Raw genomic sequence first — 22,073 nt, 5'->3', positions numbered from 1 at the left:
CATGAAACGCCCTTCCCTGCGCCAGTTCAGCTGGCTGCTGGGTGGTTCTCTTCTGCTCGGCGCCCTGTTCTGGCTTTGGCTGGCGGTGCAGCAGCAGGAGGCCACGCTGGCGATACGCCCGGTTGGCCAGGGTATCGGAATGCCGGACGGTTTCTCCGTCTGGCATCATCTCGATGCCAACGGCATCCGCTTTAAAAGCATCACGCCACAGAAGGATGGTCTGCTGATTAAGTTCGATTCCACCGCCCAGGGCGCGGCGGCGAAAGAAGTTCTCGGCCGCGCTCTGCCACATGGTTATATTATTGCCCTTCTGGAGGACGATAACTCGCCCACCGCCTGGCTATCCCGCCTGCGCGACGCGCCGCATCGCCTCGGGTAAGCTGCCGCCAGACTGCGTTTTTAACCCAGTCTGGTGGTTTCCCGCATTTGTTACTATGCTTAAACCTGCGGGAATCAACGCATTCACGTTCACCAACGGGAACGGGTATATCCTCCGGGTATCCCCTCAGACAATGGAAGGTACTATCCATGAAACACCGCATCGCTCTGCTTCTGGTCCTGACTTCACTTAGCGCCAGCGCCCTAGCCGCCTCTCCCTGCCAGGAAAAAGAGCAGGATATTCAACGAGAGATCAGCTACGCCGAAAAGCATCATAATCAAAGTCGCATTGATGGGCTAAATACCGCGCTACGTCAGGTTCGGGAAAACTGTAGCGACAGTAAACTCAAAGCCGATCATAAGCAAAAAATTGCCAAACAGCGGGAAGAGATCGCTGAACGTCAGCGCGATCTGCAGGAAGCCCGGAAGAAAGGCGATGCGGACAAAATTAACAAACGCCAGCATAAACTCAATGAAGCGCAACAGGAGTTAAAAACGCTGGAGTCTCGGGATTACTAATCACCATTAACTTTCGCAACACGGACCACGCTACAGGAGAACGACATGGCTAAAGAGAATGTGACTGACGACCTTCGTGCAGAACTGAAAACGCTGGCGGATACCCTGGAGGAAGTACTAAATTCCTCGGCGGACAAGTCGAAAGAAGAGATGGGTAAACTGCGCAGTAAAGCCGAGAGCGCGCTGAAAGAGAGCCGCGCTCGTTTGGGTGAAACCAGCGAAGCGATTCTTCGTCAAACTCGTGAGACCGCCGCGCGAGCGGATGATTATGTTCGCGAAAATCCGTGGACTGGGGTAGGAATTGGCGCCGCCGTCGGGCTGGTGCTGGGTGTCCTGCTGTCGCGTCGCTGATTATGGCGAATACTCAACACACGCAGGGACCGGGTCAGCGCGTTTTCTCCATTGGTCAGCGCATCGTCACGCTGCTGGTCGAAATGGTGGAAACGCGGCTGCGTCTGGTCGTCGTGGAGCTGGAGGAGGAGAAAGCCAACCTCTTCCAGCTGCTGATCATGACCGGACTGACGCTGCTGTTTGCCGCGTTTGGCCTCATGAGTCTGCTGGTGCTGGTTATCTGGGCCGTTGACGCTCAGTACCGCCTGCACGTGATGATCGCCACCACCGTTGTGCTGCTCCTCGCCGCCGCGATCGTGGGTATCCTAACCCTACGTAAGGCGCGCCGCTCCACGCTGCTGCGTCTAACGCGTAAAGAGCTGGAGAACGACCGTGCCCTTCTGGAGGAGGATAAATCGTGAATGGCCGACAGGAGCGTGAACGGCAAAAGACGCAGCTGCTGCGCCAGATCCAGCAGCAACGGCTGGAGCTCAGCGCCTGCCGCCGTCACTGGCACGAGGCGACTGCGCCCCTCGACCGCGGCTGGCATACGCTGCTGAGTTTACGTTCGTGGCTGATGGTTGGCAGCGGTCTGATGGCCGTATGGTCCGTACGACATCCGCATTTTTTAATGCGCTGGACCAAACGCGGACTCGGACTGTGGAGCACCTGGCGCCTGGTGCGCGGGATCCTGCGCCAGTCGGCAGTTCGCTAACGGCCCTGAGCGTGGGCGCTTTCCCTGGCGCCCACGCTCTGCCATTTCCCTGTCCCTTACTGCACGCTGTTCGCAGCAACATGCGCCTTTTCCGTAGCGCGCCCTTCTCTACGACGCCCTTTACCTTACGCCATACCAGGTCCGGTGGTGGCCCATCGCGTTCGGTACTCTTTCGCCTCCGCGTACTGATTGCTCAGAAACTTTGAAATAGATCTACAGTTTTCCTTGCTAACAATTCCCTCTCCGCCTCGCTACTATCCTCTCCATCGACAGCAACACCGCGTAACTACGCGGGATTGCACTAAAAAACAAAACCGCCGCCCTTTGGGTTTTCTGGAGTAACAAATGAAAAAATTAGAAGATGTTGGTGTATTGGTAGCGCGTATTCTGATGCCGATTCTGTTTATCACTGCAGGATGGGGCAAAATCACCGGTTATGCGGGAACCCAGCAGTATATGGAAGCCATGGGCGTCCCGGGCGCGCTGCTGCCGCTGACCATCCTCCTTGAGTTCGGCGGCGGTCTGGCGATTCTGTTCGGTTTCCTGACCCGGACCACCGCGCTGTTCACTGCGGGCTTTACGCTGCTGACCGCGTTCCTGTTCCATAGCAACTTTGCGGAAGGCGTGAACTCCCTGATGTTCATGAAAAACCTGACCATTGCGGGCGGTTACCTGCTGCTGGCCATTACCGGACCGGGCGCCTTCAGTATTGACCGTGTACTGAATAAGAAATGGTAAGCGCACTATACTGAATGAATGAAAAAAGCGAGGAGACCACTCCTCGCTTTTGCTATCTGTAGTCTGAAGGAGGAGCAAAGATGGGACAATTAGTCGACGGCGTCTGGCAGGATACCTGGTATGACACAAAATCCACCGGTGGGCGTTTTAAACGTTCCGTTTCCGCCTTCCGTAACTGGCTGACCGCCGACGGCGCGGCTGGCCCCAGCGGTGAAGGCGGTTTTGCAGCGGAAAAGGATCGCTATCATTTGTATGTTTCTCTCGCCTGCCCGTGGGCGCATCGCACGTTAATTATGCGTAAATTAAAAGGTCTGGAGCCTTTTCTCCCCGTATCCGTGGTCAATCCGCTGATGCTGGAAAACGGCTGGACCTTTGACGATAGCTTCCCGGAAGCCACCGGCGATACTCTCTACCAGCATGACTTTCTCTATCAGCTGTATCTGCACGCCGACCCGCACTACACCGGACGCGTGACCGTGCCGGTGCTGTGGGATAAAAAACAGCAGACCATCGTCAGCAATGAGTCGGCAGAAATCATCCGCATGTTCAATACCGCCTTCGATGGCCTTGGCGCCCGGGCCGGGGATTACTACCCGCCAGCGCTGCGGGAACAAATCGATGAGCTGAACGGCTGGATCTATGACAACGTCAACAACGGCGTGTATAAAGCCGGCTTTGCCACCAGCCAGCAAGCTTACGACGAAGCGGTGGATGCGGTCTTTACCTCGCTGGAGCGGCTGGAGCAGATCCTCGGCCAGCATCGCTATCTGACGGGCAATCAGCTAACGGAAGCCGACATTCGCCTCTGGACCACTCTGGTACGCTTCGACCCGGTATATGTGACCCATTTTAAATGCGATAAACGGCGCATCAGTGATTACCTCAATCTGTACGGTTTCCTGCGCGACATCTACCAGATGCCGGGTATCGCCGAGACGGTGAGTTTTCCGCATATCCGTCACCACTATTACCGCAGCCATAAAACCATTAACCCTACCGGTATTATTTCCATTGGGCCGCAGCAGGATCTCAACGAACCGCACGGTCGCGATCAGCGCTTCCGTTGATCTGTCGGGCGCCAGTGATGGCGCCCAATAATTCAGAAAACAGATATTTACCCACCATTCATTCACGTCTATTCTTATTGCGATCGCTTAAAAAACAAGTGATTGACGGTTAATTGAGGCGTAGAAATGGACTGGTATCTCAAGGTATTAAAAAACTATATAGGATTTGGCGGCCGTGCGCGGCGCAAAGAGTACTGGATGTTTATTCTGGTCAACCTCATCCTGACCGGCGTATTGAGCATCATCGATAAAATGCTGGGCTGGCAGCGGGCTGGCGGCGAAGGCATTCTGACCACTATCTATGGCGTACTGGTCTTTTTACCGTGGTGGGCGGTGCAATTTCGCCGTCTGCATGACACCGATCGTTCGGCCTGGTGGCTATTGCTGCTGTTGATCCCGGTCATCGGCTGGCTGGTGATCCTGATCTTTAACTGCCAGCGCGGCACCGAAGGCAACAATCGCTTCGGACCCGATCCGAAACCCTTCTCCTATTAATCTTCCCGCTCCTCCCGTTAACGGGAGGAGCGTCTTCATCACTATCTGCCGGCAAACAGCTTGGGGATCTCACGCAGACACCAAGACTTCGCTTCGCCCATACTGTCCCGTCGCCAGGCCATAATTATGTCAATTTCATTGGTGTATTCCGGGCTGACAACCCGCAAACGTCCTTCGGCAATATCCTTCTCCACCAGCGGATAGGGCATGGTCGCCACACCTAGCCCGGCCAACAGGGCCTGGCGCTTGTCTTCAATGGTGCTCACCGTTAAGCGCGGCTGTTTATCCAACAACTGGACGGTGAGGACGGGCCGCTCGCGCGCGGTATCCGCCACCGCGACGCCGCGGTATTTCACGCGGGTCACTTCCGAGAGCGGTTCCGGCTCCTGGTGGATTGGGTGATCCGGCGCCGCGACGTACACATTGAGCACCGAATAGAGTTTGCGCGAGTTAATCTCCGAGGAGGAACGAAAATGCATATCCGGCGCGACAACGATATCCGCCCGCCCCTGCTCCAGCCGCTCCCAGGCGCCGGCCAGCACCTCGGTGATAATCGATAACTGCGTATTAGATTTGGTCGCCAGTTTTTCAATTAGCGGAAACAGATCCGGGGTGGGCACCAGCGCTTCGGTAACGATCGTCAGGTGGGTTTCCCAACCGCGCGACAGGGCTTCAGCATCGGTGGTGAGTTTATCCGCCGCTTCAAGCAGCACGCGCCCGCGCTCCAGCAGCATTCTTCCAACGTTAGTGAACTTCGTGCGATGACCTGAGCGGTCAAACAGCACCACGTCCAGTTCCTCCTCCAGTTTTTGCATGGTGTAGCTCAGGGCGGAAGGCACGCGTCCCAGCTCATCAGCTGCGGCAGCGAAGCTTCCGCGCCGGTCGATCGCATCCATCACGCGTAACGCTTCCAGCGTTAATGCTCTCTCTTTGGCCATCGCTTTCTCATTCAGGAAATTTGAACATACCGGGCAGAATATCTGGCTAACAATACAGCGTCCATACCTTTACCATTGATTTAGTGTAAAGAGAGGTCAAGAACATGATTACTACCCGAACAGCCAAACAATGCGGACAAGCAGACTTCGGCTGGCTGCAGGCCCGCTACACCTTCTCCTTTGGCCACTACTTCGACCCGAAATTACTGGGCTTCGCATCCTTGCGCGTCCTCAACCAGGAAGTGCTGGCGCCCGGCGCTTCCTTCCAGGCCAGAACGTACCCAAAAGTCGATATCCTGAACCTGATTCTGGAAGGCGAAGCGGAGTATCGCGACAGCGACGGCAACCACGTGCAGGCCAAAGCCGGTGAAGCGCTGCTGATCGCCACCCAGCCTGGCGTGAGCTATAGCGAGCATAATCTGAGTAAAGAGCAGTCGTTAACGCGAATGCAACTTTGGCTTGATGCCTGCCCGCAGCGGGAAAACCCGCTGCAGCAGAAAATCAATGTCGCAGACGCGACGCTGCAGCTGCTGGCCTCTCCGGAGGGCGGGGATAACAGCCTCCAGCTTCGCCAACAGGCCTGGGTCTACCATATCGCGCTGGAGAAAGGTGAGCAGATCAACGTGCAATTACATGGTCCACGCGCCTACCTGCAGTCGATTCACGGCTCCGTCCATGCCGTCGCACAGGAACAGCAAAAGCAGGCTCTCACCTGCGGTGACGGCGCATTTATTCGTGACGAAGCTAACATTACCCTCGTCGCCGATACGCCGCTGCGCGCTTTGCTGATAGATTTACCGGTGTAACAACGGAAGTGATGGAGTCTGTCAGTGAGTAAGAAGAAAAACAGAAAAAAGGCGTCACCAACGCCGTTAGCCCCGGTGCAACCGCAAGTCGCCGGGGCCGCCAGCTTTGGTTATGATGAGATGCTTAGCGAACTGGAAGCCATTGTTGCCGAAGCGGAGATCCGCCTGCGGGATGAAGAAAGTCTCGCCTGAAACGGCAAAATGGCTGGGTTGATTTTCATTAATGGCCTGAAGAAGATATCGGCCCCGCGAGGGGCCGATGGCATTATTCACTCAGCGCGTCGGCAAGATCTTTTTTCACCTGCGTGCGCTGCTCCGGCGTCAGTACCTTATTCACCTCAAAATAGTACTTCACGCGGTAATAACGCACCTGCTGATCAATCTTGCTGAAGGCCGCCAGCTGATCGTTGACCGCTTTTTCATCCCATTTACCGGAATGAATTACGTTTATCAGAGCCCCGTCTTTAATTTCCTGTTGGGAAATCTGCTGGACATTACTCTCCAACTGCTGATGCAGGCTTTTAATTTTCGCGACCTGATCGTTGGTAAGTTTTAAGTGCTGAACAATAGGATCCTGCGCCGGTGCTGGCGCCGCCTTAACGTCTGCGGCCTGAGCCGTGATAGAGAAACCGGTGGTCAACAGCGTGGCAAAGGCAATACGGGTTATCAATTTCATTTTTTTTCCTGAAGTAAAGGTGGCAGAAATAGCGGATTATTATTTCCCAGGGCGCAGTGAATAAATGTAAAAAATGATAGCCAAACATTATATATCCACAGCACTAATATACTTCACTAAAACATATAAAATATGAATGCTGTGTTAATTTATATATTTGACGCCCTAACATCACCAGTTTTTATTTTAATTTCAACAGCAGGCAAAATATTTGACAGCGGTGACTTTTCCTTTAATTTAATTAGCGCATATTACGTTATCCAGCGCATCAAGGATATCATTTAAAAATAGATAAGGAGATTGAGATGTTATTACGTTTTCGCGTATTACCGCTGGTTTTTGTCATCTCGCTGTTAAGCGGCTGCGGCCTGGCTTCTAAAGCCTTTTATTCCGCGGGAGACAAATTATTTCAACCCGGAGATGACGCCGTCGCTTCGATGCAGACGTATTCAGTGGCTCAGTTCCTGCAGCCGTTTACTCTCAACCCGGCGAAGGCCAGCAGCGATTATCTGGGTAAATGGGTCAAGGTACGCGGGGTGATTGTCGACATTCGTCGGAAGAGCGGTATCGCCGGCAGCTACTATTTTATCGTGACCATGCGAGATGAACAGAATAAAACGGATAAACGTCTTACCTTTAATTTTGGCTCGCATAACAGCGCAGACGTAGAGGCTTTAAGCAACGGCAGCGTCGCTACGATCGTCGGCCAGGTTCATCAGGTGCAAGATTCCACGATCCCGACGCTACAGAATCCTAAGGTGGTTAAATAACGGTAGCTGACCGATAAGCCGCGTTCTTTTGGTATAGCGTCGTGGACAGTCATTCATCCTGTCCCCGCTATTCGAATAGCAAAGACCCCGCCGGAGCGGGGTTTTGACATAAAAAGGTGAAACTGACCGATAAGCCGCCTTCTTTTGGTATAGCGTCGTGGACAGTCATTCATCCTGTCCCCGCTTATTCGAATAGCAAAAACCCCGCCGAAGCGGGGTTTTGACATAAAAAGGTGAAACTGACCGATAAGCCGCGTTCTTTTGGTATAGCGTCGTGGACAGTCATTCATCCTTTCTCCGCTATTCGAATAGCAAAAACCCCGCCGGAGCGGGGTTTTGACATAAAAAGGTGAAACTGACCGATAAGCCGGGTTCTGTCGTGGACAGTCATTCATCTAGGCCAGCAATCGCTCACTGGCTCAAGCAGCCTACCCGGGTTCAGTACGGGCCGTACCTTATGAACCCCTATTTGGCCTTGCTCCGGGTGGAGTTTACCGTGCCGCGGACTGTTACCAGCCGCGCGGTGCGCTCTTACCGCACCCTTTCACCCTTACCTGATCCCGCTTGCGCGGGCCATCGGCGGTTTGCTCTCTGTTGCACTGGTCGTGGGCTGTGACACCCCCCAGGCGTTACCTGGCACCTTGCCCTATGGAGCCCGGACTTTCCTCCCCTCCGCCCGTCTCCCCCCGAAGGAGGACGACGACGAAGCGGCGACTGTCTGGTCAGCTTCGGCGCGCAGTATAGAGGGTTTACCGCCCGTTGTCATCCCTCAGTGGTCATCCCAACCTGCAGGGTGGCAGCAATATTACGCGACGCGCGGTAAATATTATCAAACGCCCCGCGAAATGCCTCTTCCAGCGTCGAAACGGAAGTTAACACGCTGAATACGGCATCGATACCGTGCTGGTGAACCACGCCGACATCGTGAGTCAGGCTGCCAGCAATACCGATCACCGGCTTACGGTATTTCTTCGCCACCCGTGCCACCCCCACCGGCACCTTACCGTGAACAGACTGGCTATCGAGCCGCCCTTCCCCGGTGACCACCAGTGAGCAGTCATGGATTTGTTCTTCCAGCTTCAGCGCCTCGGTAACGATCTCAATCCCGCTGCGCAGCTCCGCATTGAGAAAGGCCATCAGCGCCGCGCCCATGCCGCCGGCCGCTCCCGCGCCAGGGATCGACTTCACGTCCACCTGCAGCGACGCCTTAATGACGTCGGCATAATGCGCCAGATTACGATCCAGCTCGACGATCATCGCCTCGGTCGCCCCTTTCTGTGGGCCAAAGATCCGCGACGCCCCACGCTCGCCCACCAGCGGGTTGGTAACATCGCAGGCCACGTGAATCATCCTGTCACGTAAGCGCGGATCGATGGCGGAAAGATCGATCCGGCTCAGACTGCCGAGGTTGCCCCCGCCATGGCCGATCTCTTGTCCCTCGGCGTCACAGAGGCGGGCGCCTAGCGCCTGCATCATACCCGCCCCACCGTCGTTGGTCGCACTACCGCCGATGCCGATAATGATCCGTTCCGCACCATGCTCCAGCGCCTGTAATATTAGCTCCCCGGTACCCCGTGAAGTGGTGATGAGCGGGTTACGTTTGTCGGGCGGAACGAGCCCCAGACCGCTGGCTGCCGCCATCTCAATAAACGCGGTGACGCCGTCGCCGGACATGCCCCAGCAGGCCTTCACTCTCTCACCCAGCGGACCCGTTACCCACGCGAAATGTTCCTTTCCCTGCGTGGCGGCAATCATGGCTTCCACCGTCCCCTCGCCGCCGTCGGCGACGGGCAGGGAAACATACTGTGCATCAGGGAAAATTTCCCGAAATCCTTTTTCTATCGCCTGAGCTACCTCGCTGGCAGAAAGGCTTTCTTTGTAAGAGTCTGGGGCAATGACGATTTTCATAATTTTGTAGCCTGACAGCGCCGCGCAAGGCAAGCATAACAGGGCGCGCAGGGCGCCCTTCTTGTTAGCGAGTGACTTCCACTTTCGCCAGTTTTTCGTAATAGCACGCCAGCGCGCTATGGTCTGCAGTACCGAGACCGTCCGCGCGCAGCGCCTGCATCATCTCCATCACCGCCGCCGTCAGCGGCAGTTGGGCGCCCACGCCGTGTGAGGTATCCAACGCATTGGCCAGATCTTTAATATGCAGGTCGATACGGAAACCCGGTTTGAAGTTACGGTCCATCACCATCGGGGCTTTCGCATCCAGCACGGTACTGCCCGCCAGACCGCCGCGAATAGCCTGATAAACCAGATCCGGATTGACGCCGGCTTTAGTCGCCAGGGTCAGCGCTTCAGACATCGCCGCGATGTTCAGCGCGACAATTACCTGGTTAGCCAGTTTGGTGACGTTGCCCGCGCCAATATCGCCGGTATGCACTACGGAGCCGGCCATCGCTTTCATCAGATCGTAGTATTTATCGAAGATCGCTTTATCGCCGCCGACCATGACCGACAGCGTGCCGTCGATGGCTTTCGGTTCGCCGCCGCTCACCGGCGCATCCAGCATATCAATACCTTTGGCTTTCAGCGCTTCGCTGATTTCCCGACTCGCCAGCGGCGCAATGGAGCTCATATCGATCACCACGGTGCCCGGTTTCGCCCCTTCAATAATGCCGTTTTCACCCAGCGCCACCTCTTTAACATGCGGAGAGTTCGGCAGCATGGTGATGATCACCTCGCACTGTTCGGCAATCGCTTTCGGCGTCGTCGCGGTCTCAGCGCCAGCGGCGATCACGTCGGCAATCGCTTCCGGGTTACGGTCAGACACCACCAGCGAGTAACCCGCTTTCAGCAAATTTTTGCTCATCGGTTTGCCCATAATGCCAAGACCGATAAAACCTACTTTGATTGTCATAATGTTCTCTCTCTTCATCCTGGTGATTATTTTTTAAACGCGTCGGCAAGTTTCTGGGTTGCAGAACGGAAGACGCCCAGATCGCTGCCAACGGCGACGAAGGTCGCGCCCCATTCCAGATAGCGGCGCGCATCGGCTTCCACTGGCGCCAGAATGCCGCTTGGCTTACCGTGCTTCTTCGCGCTGGCGAAGATATGCTGGATAGCGCGCTGCACCTCAGGATGGGCGGCATTGCCCAAATGGCCTAAGGCGGCGGCCAGGTCGCTCGGGCCGACAAACACACCGTCCACGCCCTCGGTCGCGGCAATCGCCTCGACGTTGTCCACTCCGGTCTGGCTCTCAATCTGCACCAGAATGGAAATGTTCTTGTTGGACTGGGCGAAGTAGTCCGGCACGGTGCCAAACATATTGCCGCGGTGGGAAACGGAGACCCCGCGGATCCCTTCCGGCGGATAACGGGTCGAAGCCACCGCCTGCGCCGCCTGTTCAGCCGTCTCGACAAACGGCACCAGGAAGTTATAGAAGCCGATGTCCAGCATGCGCTTGATGATGATGGGTTCATTGGTCGGCACACGGACTACCTGCGCGCTGGAGCTACCTTTCAGGGCCATCAGCTGCGGAATGAGCGTGGTGACGTCGTTTGGCGCGTGTTCCGCGTCCAGCACCAGCCAGTCGAACCCCGCCAGACCCAGCACCTCGGTGCTAATCGGGTTAGCCAAAGCGCACCAGCAGCCAATCTGCACCTGATGCGCCGCCAGCGCGGCCTTAAATTTGTTCGGAAAAATTGCGTTATCCATGATTTTTACCTTGCGTTAATCGTTGCTTACTTCTGCAATTCCATACGTTTGATATCGCCAACCACAAACAGGTAGCAGACCATCATCATCAGCGCGGAGCCGCCAACAAAAATCAGTGCGCCATTAAATGAGTGCAGTTCGCTCACGATATAGCCAATAACCAGCGGCGTGGCGATCGAGGCCACATTGCCAAAGACGTTGAATACCCCGCCGCACAGGCCAACAATCTCCTTCGGCGCGACATCCGAGATAACCGGCCAGCCCAGCGCGCCAAAGCCTTTGCCAAAGAACGCCAGCGCCATCAGCGTAATGACCAGCGGCGTGCTGGCCGTGTAGTTACACAGGATGATGGACGACGCCAGCAGCATTCCCAGCACAATGGGCAGCTTACGCGCAAAAGTCAGCGTGCAGCCGCGGCCAATCAGATAATCCGAAAACAGCCCGCCCAGTACGCCGCCAGCAAAGCCAAACAGCGCCGGAATCGAAGCCACAAACCCCACTTTCAGAATCGACATTCCCTTGTCCTGCACGAGGTAGATCGGAAACCACGTCAGGAAGAACCATGTAATGGTATTCAGGAAATACTGACCGAAAAATACGCCTAACATCATTCGGTTAGTCAGCAACTGGCGGATATAGTCCATCTTCGGCCCGGCCGCCGGGGTGGCCTCTTTTTTATGGTCCATATCGACCACTGCGCCGCCTTCTGAGATATATTTCAGCTCCGCGGCGGACATTCGCGGATGATCGGTGGGGTTATGCACAAACTTCACCCAGATGATGGTGAGCACAAACCCTATTATCCCCATCACGGTAAAGACATGTTCCCAGCCCAGCGCGAAGGTCAGCCAGCCGAGCAGCGGCGAGAACAGAGCCAGCGAGAAGTACTGAGCGGCATTAAAGATAGCTGAAGCCGTACCCCGCTCTTTGGCCGGAAACCAGGCCGCCACAATGCGGGCGTTGGCGGGAAACGAGGGCGCTTCGGAAAAGCCCAGCATAAAACGCATGAAGAACATGGAGACCCCGGCCCAGGCGAGCGGGAACACATCAATAAAGCCTTGCAGGAAGGTAAACAGTGACCAGAAAAACAGACTGTATGAATAAACCTTTTTCGAGCCAAATTTATCCAGCAGCCAGCCGCCAGGGATCTGCATCAGCAGATAAGCCCAGCCGAAGGCGGAAAAAATGTATCCCATCGACACCGCGCTGAGCCCCAGCTCTTTCGCGACTTCAGTACCGGCGATAGACAAGGTCGCGCGGTCGCCATAGTTCACTGCCGTCACCACAAATATCATCAACAGAATTAAATAGCGGGTCGGTATTCCTTTTTTTTCATCTAATGTAGAATCCAAAATCATTTAGACATTCCTCGGGCACAGAACACCTTTTATAATTGTTTTAAGTGGTTTCTGATTTATTTAAAAGACGATATTGAAATTGTCTATTCGCATATCGATCACCTCAAAAACATGACTCAGTATAATCAGCACGCCCCCGCCAGACACTATGCATACCCACAATATAAAGTTATTATTTAAATCCATAATTGTGCTTATGCCATAAGTCATGGGCGCTAATCCACACTTCTTACGATTGCCTGCCCTGCAGAGGTTAGCGTCATAAAAAGGAGTGATGCCGATCACATTTTAAAATCAACTCAGCTGACATCCTTTATTCCATCATACTGATACGTAGCAAATGAATTAGCGTTTTATTTTATTATTAGCACCTGTTTGGAGATGACTGGACAATGGCTGACATTGCAATTCGACAACAATCGCCGACCGCGTTTTATATTAAAGTTGACCCGACAGATAATGTGGCGATTATTGTCAACGATCGCGGCTTAACCGCCGGAACGCGTTTCCCGGACGGCCTGACGCTCGTCGAGCATATCCCGCAGGGTCACAAAGTTGCCCTGGTGGATATCCCCGCCCATGGTGAAATCATCCGCTACGGCGAAGTCATTGGCTATGCCGTACGCGATATCCCGCAGGGAAGCTGGATTGACGAGTCGCTGGTGGAGCTGCCCACCGCCCCGCCGCTGAATACCCTGCCGCTGGCCACTAAAGTGCCTGAACCGCTACCGCCGCTGGAAGGTTACACCTTCGAAGGCTACCGCAATGCTGACGGCAGCGTGGGTACCAAGAATCTGCTGGGTATTACCACCAGCGTGCACTGCGTCGCTGGCGTGGTCGATTACGTGGTGAAAATCATTGAACGCGACCTGCTGCCAAACTATCCCAACGTCGATGGCGTGGTGGGCCTGAATCATCTCTACGGCTGCGGCGTGGCAATTAATGCGCCGGCGGCGGTAGTGCCGATTCGCACCATTCATAATATCGCCCTCAACCCAAACTTCGGCGGCGAGGTGATGGTCATTGGCCTCGGCTGTGAGAAGCTGCAGCCGGAACGCCTGCTGCAGGGCACGGAAGACGTCAAAAGTATCCCGGTGGACAGCGCCAGCATCGTCAGCCTGCAGGATGAAAAGCATGTTGGTTTTAAATCGATGGTCGATGACATTCTGCAGGTCGCCGAGCGCCACCTGGCGAAACTGAACCAGCGCCAGCGGGAAACCTGCCCGGCCTCTGAGCTGGTGGTCGGGATGCAGTGCGGCGGCAGCGACGCCTTTTCAGGCGTGACCGCCAACCCGGCGGTAGGTTACGCGTCCGACCTGCTGGTGCGCTGCGGGGCGACGGTGATGTTCTCGGAAGTGACCGAAGTACGCGACGCCATTCATCTGTTGACCCCGCGGGCGATTAACGAAGAGGTCGGTAAACGTCTGCTGGAAGAGATGGCCTGGTACGATAACTATCTTGATATGGGCAAAACCGACCGCAGCGCTAACCCCTCCCCCGGCAACAAGAAAGGCGGTCTGGCCAACGTGGTGGAAAAAGCGCTGGGGTCGATTGCCAAATCAGGGAAAAGCGCCATCGTTGAGGTGCTCTCTCCGGGGCAGCGTCCGACCAAACGCGGCCTCATTTACGCCGCAACCCCCGCCAGCGATTTTGTCTGCGGCACCCAGCAGGTAGCCTCTGGCATCACGGTGCAGGTATTCACCACCGGTCGCGGTACGCCGTACGGACTGATGGCGGTACCGGTGATAAAAATGGCGACCCGTACCGAGCTGGCCAACCGCTGGTATGACTTAATGGACATTAACGCCGGGACCATCGCCACTGGCGAAGAGACGATTGAGGATGTCGGGCGGAAGCTGTTCGAATTTATTCTCGACGTCGCCAGCGGACGCAAAAAAACCTTCTCCGATCAATGGGGCCTGCACAACCAGCTGGCGGTATTTAACCCGGCGCCGGTAACCTGATCGAGAGCGTAAGGATTTAACCACTTTTAGCCCGGATCTATCCGGGCTTGTTGGTTAGGGATGCTGGGCGGCAAGAAAAGCGCTGATCTCCGCCTGCGTCGAGGTGCCTTCCATGGGGCCGCGTTGGCTAATCGCCAGCGAGCCGCTGGCGTTTGCCCATCTCAGCGCCTCCCGGGGCGTGGCGCCATTGAGGAACAGACTAACAAAGGTGGCGCCAAAGCAATCCCCGGCACCAGTCGGATCCACCACCGGCACGCTGAAGCCGGCGACATGGTGCGTCTCGTTGGCGCTAAAGTAGCTTGCGCCACGCGGCCCGCGTTTAATCACCACATGCTTCACGCCGCGTTTCAGTAGCTTATCAACCAGGACCTGCTCATTGCGTTCCGGATTGAGACCAAAGTAATCCAGCTCGCCATCGCTCGGCAGGAAGATATCGGTGTAGTCGAGAATATATTCAAAGGCCTGCGACATCTCCGGGATGTTCAGCATCTCTTTGCGAATATTTGGGTCGAACGATACTGTGCCGCTGCGGCCTTTAATGTTTTCAATCGCTTTACGCATCGCATCGATAATACGGAACGAGAATAGCGATGACCCCATAATATGAAAATGCTGACACTGATTTAGCAACGCTTCGTCAATGTGGTCGGCAGTCAGCAGACCGCAGGCGCTGTTAGGCATATTAAAAATAAAATCGCGCTGCGCCTGGCTACGATAGCTGACGAAGGCGCTACCGGTAGTCGCTTTCTGCAGCATAGCGATGCCGTTGACGTTGACGCCGTCTTTCTCCAGCCGCGCAATATTCATCTCGCCAAATGCGTCGTTGCCCACACAGCTAAACAACACGGAGCCGAAACCCAGCTTTGCCACCTGATCGGCAAATATTGCCGGCGCCCCGCTGGGATAGGGCCCCCAAAATTCACCGGGACGGGAAAACCCCTGATTCTCTTCCTTGGCGAGAAACTCCACCAGCAGCTCGCCGATGGTGCAAATGGTTACGTTCATCACCGCTCCTGGTTTGTCTTATGCAAAGCCGTGTTGAGCCATGTCAGGCATTCATTGTTGGTATAGCTGTTGGTCAAACCCGCGGCGAGGAAGCAGGCATGGTACTCTGCCGCGACGACCTGAGGGGTCACGACGCTGCTGATCTGCTGTAATTCACCCACAGCATAACGTTTCTCGCCATATACCGGCCGGGAAGCGACAATCGCAATGACTCGTTTACTCTGGGCCACCGCTTCGCTTAACAAATGTGCCGTAACCTCGTTACGCACGCTTAGCGTGCCGTCTTCAGCAATGTGATCCACCGCTATCAGCGCACGTGAAGGGCGGTAATGACCCAACGCCTTCAGCGCCAGTTCGCCCTCCACAATCCGCCCCTGACCGGACAACACCCCGCCAAGCAGAACGGTTTCCCCATTTAAAAACTCCTGCGCCAGCGCGACGTGGCCCAGATCATTTAATAGCAGGCAAAGCTCTTCTCTGTTGGCCAGAAAGGGGATCACTTTACGCAAAATGGAACCCTGGCCTAGAAACAGCGTTTCGCCATTTTCTATCTGCGCCGCCACCTGGCGAGCCATTTCCGTCTCCAGCGCTTTATCTCTGACGGCAGGCGCTTCTCGGGTCATCGCAACCGGCGCGCCAGCCTGGGCGGTATAAATCGCCCCGCCAAAAGAGCGTTTCAAGTAGCCCTGCTGCTCGAGGTAGTTGAGATCGTTACGGATTGTCACCCCGGAAACAGCCAGCATTTCTGCCAGATCGTCGACTTTGATCTCGCCGTTCTTACGAACGATCTCTGCGATGTCCAAGCGCCTTTTCAGCAAGCTGGTTGACGGTTTTGCCACGGTTTATGCCTTATTATTTTCTCCTGGAATAACTTTCATTTTTAAATTTCCCTCTTGCAATGTCAAACCGCGGCTGTAGCCCTATCCCGCCATCAATCAGCAAATCGATATTAATCATGTAGTTACAAATTGGCACCTTACCAACTTAAACTTTAAAAAAGAAACCTTAGAAATACTATTAACTTTCATTTTAAAAAGCAATTCATCATTGTGTGCGGTGGATCACACCTAAAGGCGAGACGATCGTTACATTACTTTCAAACTGAAGGTTATTAAACAGAAATAACTTACAAGATGAAAACAGAGGACTAAAATGTACATCATTTCCAGTAAAAACATGCTATTAAAAGCTCAGCGACAGAGTTATGCCGTGCCGGCTTTCAATATCCATAACCTCGAAACCATGCAGGTCGTTGTTGAAACGGCGGCTGAGTTGCGCTCCCCCTTGATCCTTGCCGGCACCCCCGGTACCTACAGCTATGCCGGCACCGGCAACGTAGTGGCGATCGCCCGCGATCTGGCAAAAAAGTGGGATCTCCCGCTCGCCCTGCACCTCGATCATCACGAGGATCTGGCTGATATCACGCGCAAAGTGCAGGCAGGGATCCGCTCGGTCATGATCGATGGCTCTCACTCACCGTTCGAGGAGAATGTGGCACTGGTAAAAAGCGTGGTGGAGTTGAGCCACCGCTATGATGCCAGCGTTGAAGCCGAGCTAGGCCGTCTGGGCGGAGTTGAAGACGATCTGGTGGTCGATGCTAAAGATGCGCTCTATACCAACCCCGAACAGGCCCGCGAATTTGTCGCTCGTACCGGTATTGATTCGCTGGCCGTCGCCATCGGTACCGCGCACGGCCTTTACACCGCCGAACCGAAGCTTGATTTTGAGCGCCTGGCGGCTATTCGCGACTGCGTTGACGTTCCGCTGGTTCTGCATGGTGCTTCCGGCCTGCCGGATAGTGATATTCGTCGCGCCATTTCTCTGGGCGTATGCAAAGTCAACGTCGCCACCGAACTAAAAATCGCTTTCTCGGATGCGCTGAAAGCCTACTTCCTGGAAAATCCGGGCGCCAACGATCCTCGTCACTATATGAAACCGGCGAAAGCGGCAATGAAAGAGGTCGTTCGCAAAGTCATTCACGTTTGTGGCTGCGAAGGACAACTGTAATCAGCGGATCGAAGGAGCCTTGTTGTGATCCACACCCTGACACTGAATACCGCGATCGATATGAATATCTTTTGCGATCCGCTCCAGCCGGCGGCAGTCAACCGCACCCGGCAAACGGAATATTGCCCGAATGGTAAAGGGGTTAACGTCTCGCTGGTATTACATCATTACCAGCAGCCAACCCATGTCATGGGCATATTCGGCGGTTTTACCGGCCGCTATATCGTTGAGGAACTACGCAAACAGCATATTAATGTCACACCGGCATGGGTCGCTGAACCGACCCGTATAAATATATTTATTAACGACGGCAGCGATGAATACAAACTGGTAAATCCCGGCGCGCGGATTGACGATGAAGGAAAAGAACAAATTCTTCACCATTTACAGTGCGTCGCGCCCGGTGATTATTTAGTTATCAGCGGCAGTCTGCCACCGGGAATAGAGAGCCGGTTCTATAGCGAGATTCTGGTGCTGTGCCAGCAGAAAGGGTGTGAAGTCATCTTAGATATCAGCCACCCGGTGCTGCGCCAGCTGTTAGAGTGGCGTCCACTATTGATTAAACCCAATGACGACGAGCTGAAAGAGATCTTTGGTCTGGATGTCAGCAGCCCCCGGCGGGTACGCGAAGCAATGCAAACGCTCCACCAGCTCGGGGCTCGCAATGTTCTGCTGACCCTTGGCGCGCAAGGGCTCTATTTTTCGAACGGCGCGCAACTGTGGTTCTGCTCGGCACCGAAAATCGAACTGGTCAGCTCGGCCTGCGCCGGCGATGCCGCGCTGGGTGCATTCCTCAGCCATTGGCTTAACACAGACGATATTCCCCAGGCCCTGGCGCTGGCCAGCGCCACCGGCGCTGATGTGGCCGCCTCCGCCGGGCTGGGTAAATTAAACCGTACGCAAGAATTATTACAACAACTTCAGATCGTCCAATTATAAAGGTCCGATTATGAAAAAGATTATTGCCGTGACCGGCTGCCCTACAGGTATTGCTCATACATTTATGGCTGAAGAGGCCTTAAAAACCGCAGCGAAAAAATTAAACGTTGAAATAAAAGTCGAAACCAATGGCGCTTCCGGCGTAGAAAACGCCATTACGCCGGAAGACCTGAAGGATATTTATGGCGTGATTATTGCTGCCGATAAAGATGTTAATGCCGAACGTTTTAATGGTTTACCGGTTATTGAGGTGCCGGTTAAAGAAGCCATTCACCATCCGGCGGAATTAATTAATAAAGTCGTTAACGGTCAGGCGCCGCGTCGTCAGGGATTCTCCGCGGCAACGGATCCAGACGAGAAATATGAGCGAGAATCGTTCGGCCGACAGATTTACAAACATCTGATGAGCGGCGTTTCCAACATGCTACCGTTCGTTGTCGCCGGCGGGATCTTAATCGCTGTTTCTTTCTTATGGGGCATCTACTCCGCCGACCCGAATTCACCGCAGTATAACGTGATTGCCGCCACGCTGATGAAAGTCGGTCAGCAGGCGTTCTCGATCATGGTGCCGGTGTTTACCGCCTACATTGCCTGGTCGATATCTGGCCGCCCTGGCATGGTTGCCGGTTTTGTCGGCGGTCTGCTGGCGAACGCCACCGGCGCCGGATTCCTCGGTGGGATCATCGCCGGTTTTGCCGCCGGGTATTTTATGCTGCTGATCCGTCATCTGCTCGACGGTCTGCCGCGCCAGTACGAAGGGCTGAAGTCGATCTTTATTATGCCGCTGATAGGCGTCCTGGTGATCGGCGTGATGATGGTCCTGCTCGGCCAGCCGGTGGCAGCGATCAACAATGGCATGATGAACTGGCTCAGCTCTTTACAGGAAGCCAACCCGATCCTGCTGGGGATCGTGGTAGGCGCAATGTGCTCCTTCGACTTCGGCGGGCCGGTCAACAAAGCGGCCTATGTCACCGGTACGTTGCTGCTGGGTCAAGGTAACTACTTTTTTATGGCCGGTGTATCTGCCGCCTGCATCACGCCGCCGCTGGTCATCGCTCTGGCGACCACGTTCTTTCCGAAAGGCTTTAGCGAGGAGGAACGCGCCGCCGGGATGGTCAACTATATCCTCGGCTGTACGCACATTACCGAAGGTGCGATTCCCTTTGCCGCCAAGGATCCGCTGCGGGTGATCCCGATGATGATGATCGCCTCCTCAATTTCTGCGGTACTCAGCTACAGCCTGCATATTCAGGTTCCGGCACCGCACGGCGGCTTCTTAATCCTGCCGCTGGTCAGTAAACCGTTGATGTGGGTGCTGTGCATTCTCGCCGGTTCCGCCTGCGGGGCACTTATGCTGGGATGCTGGCGGCTGTGGCAAAAACGCACTGACAAAGCGACAGCTCTTGCTGGCGCCATGAAATAAGGAGCAAGCTATGCAACTAACTTCTGCCGATATTTGTTTCGATCGTCAGGTCAAAACGAAAGACGAGGCGCTACAGCGTGTCGTTGCAGCCCTGACCCATGCCGGACATACGCGGGCAGACTATCTACAAGGCATGCGCGAGCGCGAGGGGCAAATCAGCACCTATCTGGGCAACGGCATTGCCATTCCCCACGGTACGCCGCACAGTCGCGACGCAGTGCTTAAAACGGGCGTTAAGGTGCTGGCTTGTCCGCAGGGGGTTGACTGGGGTGAGGAGCAAACCGCCTATCTGATTGTCGGTATCGCGGCTCAGGACAATGAGCATCTCGATATTTTGCGCCAGCTCACCCATGCTCTGGGCGATGATCGAGTACCTGAGGCGCTGACGCGCGCTGATACCCCCCAGGCGGTGCTGGAAATTCTCGCCGGCGACATTCCTCTGCCAGCAGGCGAAGAACCACAACCCGCGCCGCAATTTGACGAAGAGGCCACCTTTACCCTGCGTAATCCGCACGGGCTACATGCCCGTCCCAGCGCGGTGCTGGTGAAAGCCGTCAAGCAGTGGCGATCGCAAATCCGGGTCGAAAACCTTGATACGCGCTCCGCCATTGTTGATGCCAAGAATCTGATGCGCGTCGTATCGCTGGGCGCCAAACAGGGTCATCGTCTGCACTTTATGGCCAGCGGCAACGATGCGCAGCAGGCGTTAAAAGCCATTGGTGACGCTTTTAACGCCGGTCTCGGCGAAATTGCCGCCCAGCCGCAGCAGGTCTCCCAGGAAGCCGTCAAAACGAAACGCAGCTGGCTATCCCGAATATTTAGTTAATTTTCAATCAATTAAAAACGCCCTGTCTTCCTGGTCAGGGCGTTTTTGTCTCGAAAGACGATACCTTTCACTGCGTTACAACACTATTTATCGATGCAGATCACAAATCAAAACAAAGCCATTTGCGACCAAAACAAAACATAACGAATATATTCGAAAGAAAACGGAGGTTGTAAATGAAAGACATTATCACTCGCCATAAGTCAGGCGAACATATCGGCATCTGTTCAGTATGTTCGGCGCATCCGCTGGTTATCGAAGCGGCGTTACGTTTCGACCTGTCGACCAACAATAAGGTGCTGATCGAAGCGACGTCCAACCAGGTGAATCAGTTTGGTGGCTACACCGGCATGCAGCCGGCCGATTTCCGCGACTTCGTCTACAACATCGCGCGTACCGTCGGTTTTCCGGCGGAGCGCATTATTCTTGGCGGCGACCATCTTGGACCGAACTGCTGGCAAGACGAACCGGCCGCCGTGGCGATGGAAAAATCAATCGACCTGATCAAAGCCTACGTCGCCGCCGGCTTTAGTAAAATCCATCTCGATGCATCAATGTCCTGTGCTGACGATCCGGTGCCGCTGGATCCTGGTGTGGTTGCTGAGCGCGCCGCTCGCCTGTGTCAGGCTGCCGAGGAGACCGCCAGCGATGAGCAAAAGCGCCACCTGACCTACGTCATCGGGACCGAAGTTCCGGTTCCCGGCGGCGAGGCCAGCACCATCGGCAGCGTACATGTCACCCGGGCGCAGGATGCCGCCGCGACGCTCGAAACCCATGAAGCCGCCTTCCGTAAGCTGGGGCTCGACGCCGCGCTGGAGCGAGTTATCGCCATCGTCGTGCAGCCCGGCGTGGAGTTCGACCATACGCAAATCATTCATTACCAGCCGCAGGAAGCGAAAGCGCTCTCCGCCTGGATCGAAAGCACCCCGATGGTCTACGAAGCGCACTCTACCGACTACCAAACCCGCCAGGCTTATCGTGCGCTGGTCCGCGACCACTTCGCCATTCTGAAAGTCGGCCCGGCGCTCACCTTTGCCCTGCGTGAAGCCATCTTTGCCCTCGCCCAAATGGAAAATGAGCTGATCGCCCCGGAGTCTCGCAGTCGCGTGATGGAGGTGATCGACGAAGTGATGCTTAACGAACCCGGCTACTGGAAAAAATACTATCGCCCCACCTGGAGCCAGGCGATGGTCGATATCCACTTCAGCCTTTCCGACCGTATCCGTTATTACTGGCCGCATCCGCGTATTCGCCAAAGCGTTGAGAAACTTATCGCTAATCTGACCGACGCTAAGCTACCGCTGGGGCTTATCAGCCAGTATATGCCGGTGCAGTTTGAACGACTGTCGCTGAATGAACTGAACGCCGAGCCGCACGCGCTGATCCTCGACAAAATCCAGGATGTCCTGCGTGCCTATCGCTACGGCTGTTCTTCTGAAACCGCGTGAAGTTAAGAGGA

General features: G+C 55.1%; 25 protein-coding genes and 1 other RNA gene. 17 read left to right on the top strand and 9 right to left on the bottom strand.

Going from position 1 to position 22,073, the window contains the following annotated elements; translation table 11 throughout:
- Position 1 precedes the first annotated feature (1 nt).
- The 8 genes from mzrA (at position 2) to KB892_RS01450 (ending at position 4,242) form a co-directional block, all read left to right on the top strand.
- Positions 2 to 379, top strand: coding sequence for an EnvZ/OmpR regulon moderator MzrA (gene mzrA / locus KB892_RS01485; RefSeq protein WP_004218213.1), 378 nt, complete (start codon positions 2 to 4; stop codon positions 377 to 379).
- A gap of 149 nt (positions 380 to 528) precedes the next feature.
- A complete protein-coding gene (locus KB892_RS01480) occupies positions 529 to 897 on the top strand; it encodes a DUF1090 domain-containing protein (RefSeq protein WP_002917914.1) in 369 nt (122 codons plus the stop codon).
- A 45-nt stretch (positions 898 to 942) separates the two neighbouring features.
- Positions 943 to 1,248 carry an ElaB/YgaM/YqjD family protein gene (locus KB892_RS01475; protein WP_002917916.1) on the top strand — a complete coding sequence of 102 codons (306 nt, stop codon included), beginning with the start codon at positions 943 to 945 and terminating at the stop codon, positions 1,246 to 1,248.
- A gap of 2 nt (positions 1,249 to 1,250) precedes the next feature.
- The gene (locus KB892_RS01470; RefSeq protein ID WP_002917917.1) at positions 1,251 to 1,649 is read left to right on the top strand and encodes a phage holin family protein; all 399 of its coding nucleotides are present in this window, start codon (positions 1,251 to 1,253) and stop codon (positions 1,647 to 1,649) included.
- On the top strand, positions 1,646 to 1,942 hold the full coding sequence (locus KB892_RS01465) for a YqjK-like family protein (RefSeq protein WP_002917918.1): 297 nt from the start codon (positions 1,646 to 1,648) through the stop codon (positions 1,940 to 1,942). The genes KB892_RS01470 and KB892_RS01465 overlap by 4 nt, the downstream gene beginning before the upstream one ends.
- A gap of 345 nt (positions 1,943 to 2,287) precedes the next feature.
- Complete coding sequence (locus KB892_RS01460; protein ID WP_002917920.1) at positions 2,288 to 2,680, top strand: DoxX family protein; 393 nt, start codon at positions 2,288 to 2,290, stop codon at positions 2,678 to 2,680.
- Positions 2,681 to 2,760: 80 nt separating this feature from the next.
- Positions 2,761 to 3,747 (top strand): glutathione S-transferase family protein, encoded by a 987-nt coding sequence (locus KB892_RS01455; RefSeq protein WP_002917922.1) that lies wholly within the window; start codon positions 2,761 to 2,763, stop codon positions 3,745 to 3,747.
- 126 nt (positions 3,748 to 3,873) lie between these two features.
- Positions 3,874 to 4,242 (top strand): DUF805 domain-containing protein, encoded by a 369-nt coding sequence (locus tag KB892_RS01450; protein WP_002917923.1) that lies wholly within the window; start codon positions 3,874 to 3,876, stop codon positions 4,240 to 4,242.
- Between the two features lie 41 nt (positions 4,243 to 4,283).
- Here the strand turns inward: KB892_RS01450 and yhaJ are convergent, their stop codons facing one another.
- Positions 4,284 to 5,180, bottom strand: coding sequence for a DNA-binding transcriptional regulator YhaJ (yhaJ, locus tag KB892_RS01445; protein ID WP_002917924.1), 897 nt, complete (start codon positions 5,178 to 5,180; stop codon positions 4,284 to 4,286).
- A 104-nt stretch (positions 5,181 to 5,284) separates the two neighbouring features.
- Between yhaJ and KB892_RS01440 the strand changes: the two genes are divergently transcribed.
- Together KB892_RS01440 and KB892_RS01435 are read left to right on the top strand one after the other, a co-directional pair.
- Positions 5,285 to 5,986 carry a pirin family protein gene (locus KB892_RS01440; RefSeq protein WP_002917925.1) on the top strand — a complete coding sequence of 234 codons (702 nt, stop codon included), beginning with the start codon at positions 5,285 to 5,287 and terminating at the stop codon, positions 5,984 to 5,986.
- 24 nt (positions 5,987 to 6,010) lie between these two features.
- The gene (locus tag KB892_RS01435; RefSeq protein WP_002917926.1) at positions 6,011 to 6,178 is read left to right on the top strand and encodes a hypothetical protein; all 168 of its coding nucleotides are present in this window, start codon (positions 6,011 to 6,013) and stop codon (positions 6,176 to 6,178) included.
- A gap of 73 nt (positions 6,179 to 6,251) precedes the next feature.
- Here the strand turns inward: KB892_RS01435 and KB892_RS01430 are convergent, their stop codons facing one another.
- Complete coding sequence (locus tag KB892_RS01430) at positions 6,252 to 6,662, bottom strand: Spy/CpxP family protein refolding chaperone (RefSeq protein ID WP_002917930.1); 411 nt, start codon at positions 6,660 to 6,662, stop codon at positions 6,252 to 6,254.
- 305 nt (positions 6,663 to 6,967) lie between these two features.
- Between KB892_RS01430 and KB892_RS01425 the strand changes: the two genes are divergently transcribed.
- Positions 6,968 to 7,432 carry an OB-fold putative lipoprotein gene (locus KB892_RS01425; RefSeq protein WP_004150939.1) on the top strand — a complete coding sequence of 155 codons (465 nt, stop codon included), beginning with the start codon at positions 6,968 to 6,970 and terminating at the stop codon, positions 7,430 to 7,432.
- A gap of 347 nt (positions 7,433 to 7,779) precedes the next feature.
- Here KB892_RS01425 and rnpB read toward each other — a convergent pair.
- From rnpB to KB892_RS01400, 5 genes are all read right to left on the bottom strand, one after another.
- An RNA gene (rnpB, locus tag KB892_RS01420) (RNase P RNA component class A) lies at positions 7,780 to 8,162 on the bottom strand.
- A 32-nt stretch (positions 8,163 to 8,194) separates the two neighbouring features.
- Positions 8,195 to 9,340, bottom strand: a complete 1,146-nt coding sequence (gene garK, locus KB892_RS01415) for a glycerate 2-kinase (RefSeq protein WP_002917950.1) — start codon at positions 9,338 to 9,340, stop codon at positions 8,195 to 8,197.
- A 64-nt stretch (positions 9,341 to 9,404) separates the two neighbouring features.
- Complete coding sequence (garR, locus tag KB892_RS01410; protein WP_002917952.1) at positions 9,405 to 10,295, bottom strand: 2-hydroxy-3-oxopropionate reductase; 891 nt, start codon at positions 10,293 to 10,295, stop codon at positions 9,405 to 9,407.
- Positions 10,296 to 10,321: 26 nt separating this feature from the next.
- A complete protein-coding gene (gene garL, locus KB892_RS01405) occupies positions 10,322 to 11,092 on the bottom strand; it encodes a 2-dehydro-3-deoxyglucarate aldolase (RefSeq protein WP_002917954.1) in 771 nt (256 codons plus the stop codon).
- Between the two features lie 26 nt (positions 11,093 to 11,118).
- Positions 11,119 to 12,450 carry an MFS transporter gene (locus tag KB892_RS01400; protein WP_004149911.1) on the bottom strand — a complete coding sequence of 444 codons (1,332 nt, stop codon included), beginning with the start codon at positions 12,448 to 12,450 and terminating at the stop codon, positions 11,119 to 11,121.
- Between the two features lie 392 nt (positions 12,451 to 12,842).
- Between KB892_RS01400 and garD the strand changes: the two genes are divergently transcribed.
- The gene (gene garD, locus KB892_RS01395; RefSeq protein WP_002917960.1) at positions 12,843 to 14,414 is read left to right on the top strand and encodes a galactarate dehydratase; all 1,572 of its coding nucleotides are present in this window, start codon (positions 12,843 to 12,845) and stop codon (positions 14,412 to 14,414) included.
- 54 nt (positions 14,415 to 14,468) lie between these two features.
- On the opposite strand, the gene KB892_RS01390 is transcribed toward garD, so the two are convergent.
- Positions 14,469 to 15,419, bottom strand: a complete 951-nt coding sequence (locus KB892_RS01390) for a sugar kinase (RefSeq protein WP_002917963.1) — start codon at positions 15,417 to 15,419, stop codon at positions 14,469 to 14,471.
- Positions 15,419 to 16,222: a DeoR/GlpR family DNA-binding transcription regulator gene (locus tag KB892_RS01385; RefSeq protein WP_004218217.1), complete on the bottom strand. Its 804-nt coding sequence runs from the start codon at positions 16,220 to 16,222 to the stop codon at positions 15,419 to 15,421. Before KB892_RS01385 ends, KB892_RS01390 begins: the two co-directional genes overlap by 1 nt.
- Before the next feature lie 349 nt (positions 16,223 to 16,571).
- Between KB892_RS01385 and KB892_RS01380 the strand changes: the two genes are divergently transcribed.
- The 5 genes from KB892_RS01380 (at position 16,572) to gatZ (ending at position 22,062) form a co-directional block, all read left to right on the top strand.
- Entirely contained in the window at positions 16,572 to 17,426 is an 855-nt protein-coding gene (locus KB892_RS01380) for a tagatose bisphosphate family class II aldolase (RefSeq protein ID WP_002917968.1), read from the top strand.
- 24 nt (positions 17,427 to 17,450) lie between these two features.
- On the top strand, positions 17,451 to 18,365 hold the full coding sequence (gene pfkB / locus KB892_RS01375; RefSeq protein WP_002917970.1) for a 1-phosphofructokinase: 915 nt from the start codon (positions 17,451 to 17,453) through the stop codon (positions 18,363 to 18,365).
- A gap of 10 nt (positions 18,366 to 18,375) precedes the next feature.
- Positions 18,376 to 19,788: a PTS fructose transporter subunit IIC gene (locus tag KB892_RS01370; protein WP_004149915.1), complete on the top strand. Its 1,413-nt coding sequence runs from the start codon at positions 18,376 to 18,378 to the stop codon at positions 19,786 to 19,788.
- A 10-nt stretch (positions 19,789 to 19,798) separates the two neighbouring features.
- Positions 19,799 to 20,614, top strand: coding sequence for an HPr family phosphocarrier protein (locus KB892_RS01365; RefSeq protein ID WP_002918068.1), 816 nt, complete (start codon positions 19,799 to 19,801; stop codon positions 20,612 to 20,614).
- Positions 20,615 to 20,790: 176 nt separating this feature from the next.
- The gene (gatZ, locus tag KB892_RS01360) at positions 20,791 to 22,062 is read left to right on the top strand and encodes a tagatose-bisphosphate aldolase subunit GatZ (protein ID WP_002918071.1); all 1,272 of its coding nucleotides are present in this window, start codon (positions 20,791 to 20,793) and stop codon (positions 22,060 to 22,062) included.
- Positions 22,063 to 22,073: the final 11 nt, after the last annotated feature.

The organism is Klebsiella sp. P1927, from assembly GCF_018204675.1.
Classification (GTDB): domain Bacteria; phylum Pseudomonadota; class Gammaproteobacteria; order Enterobacterales; family Enterobacteriaceae; genus Klebsiella; species Klebsiella pneumoniae.
The sequence above is the reverse complement of the archived record's forward strand: the minus strand, read 5'-3'. Positions and strand labels throughout refer to the sequence as shown.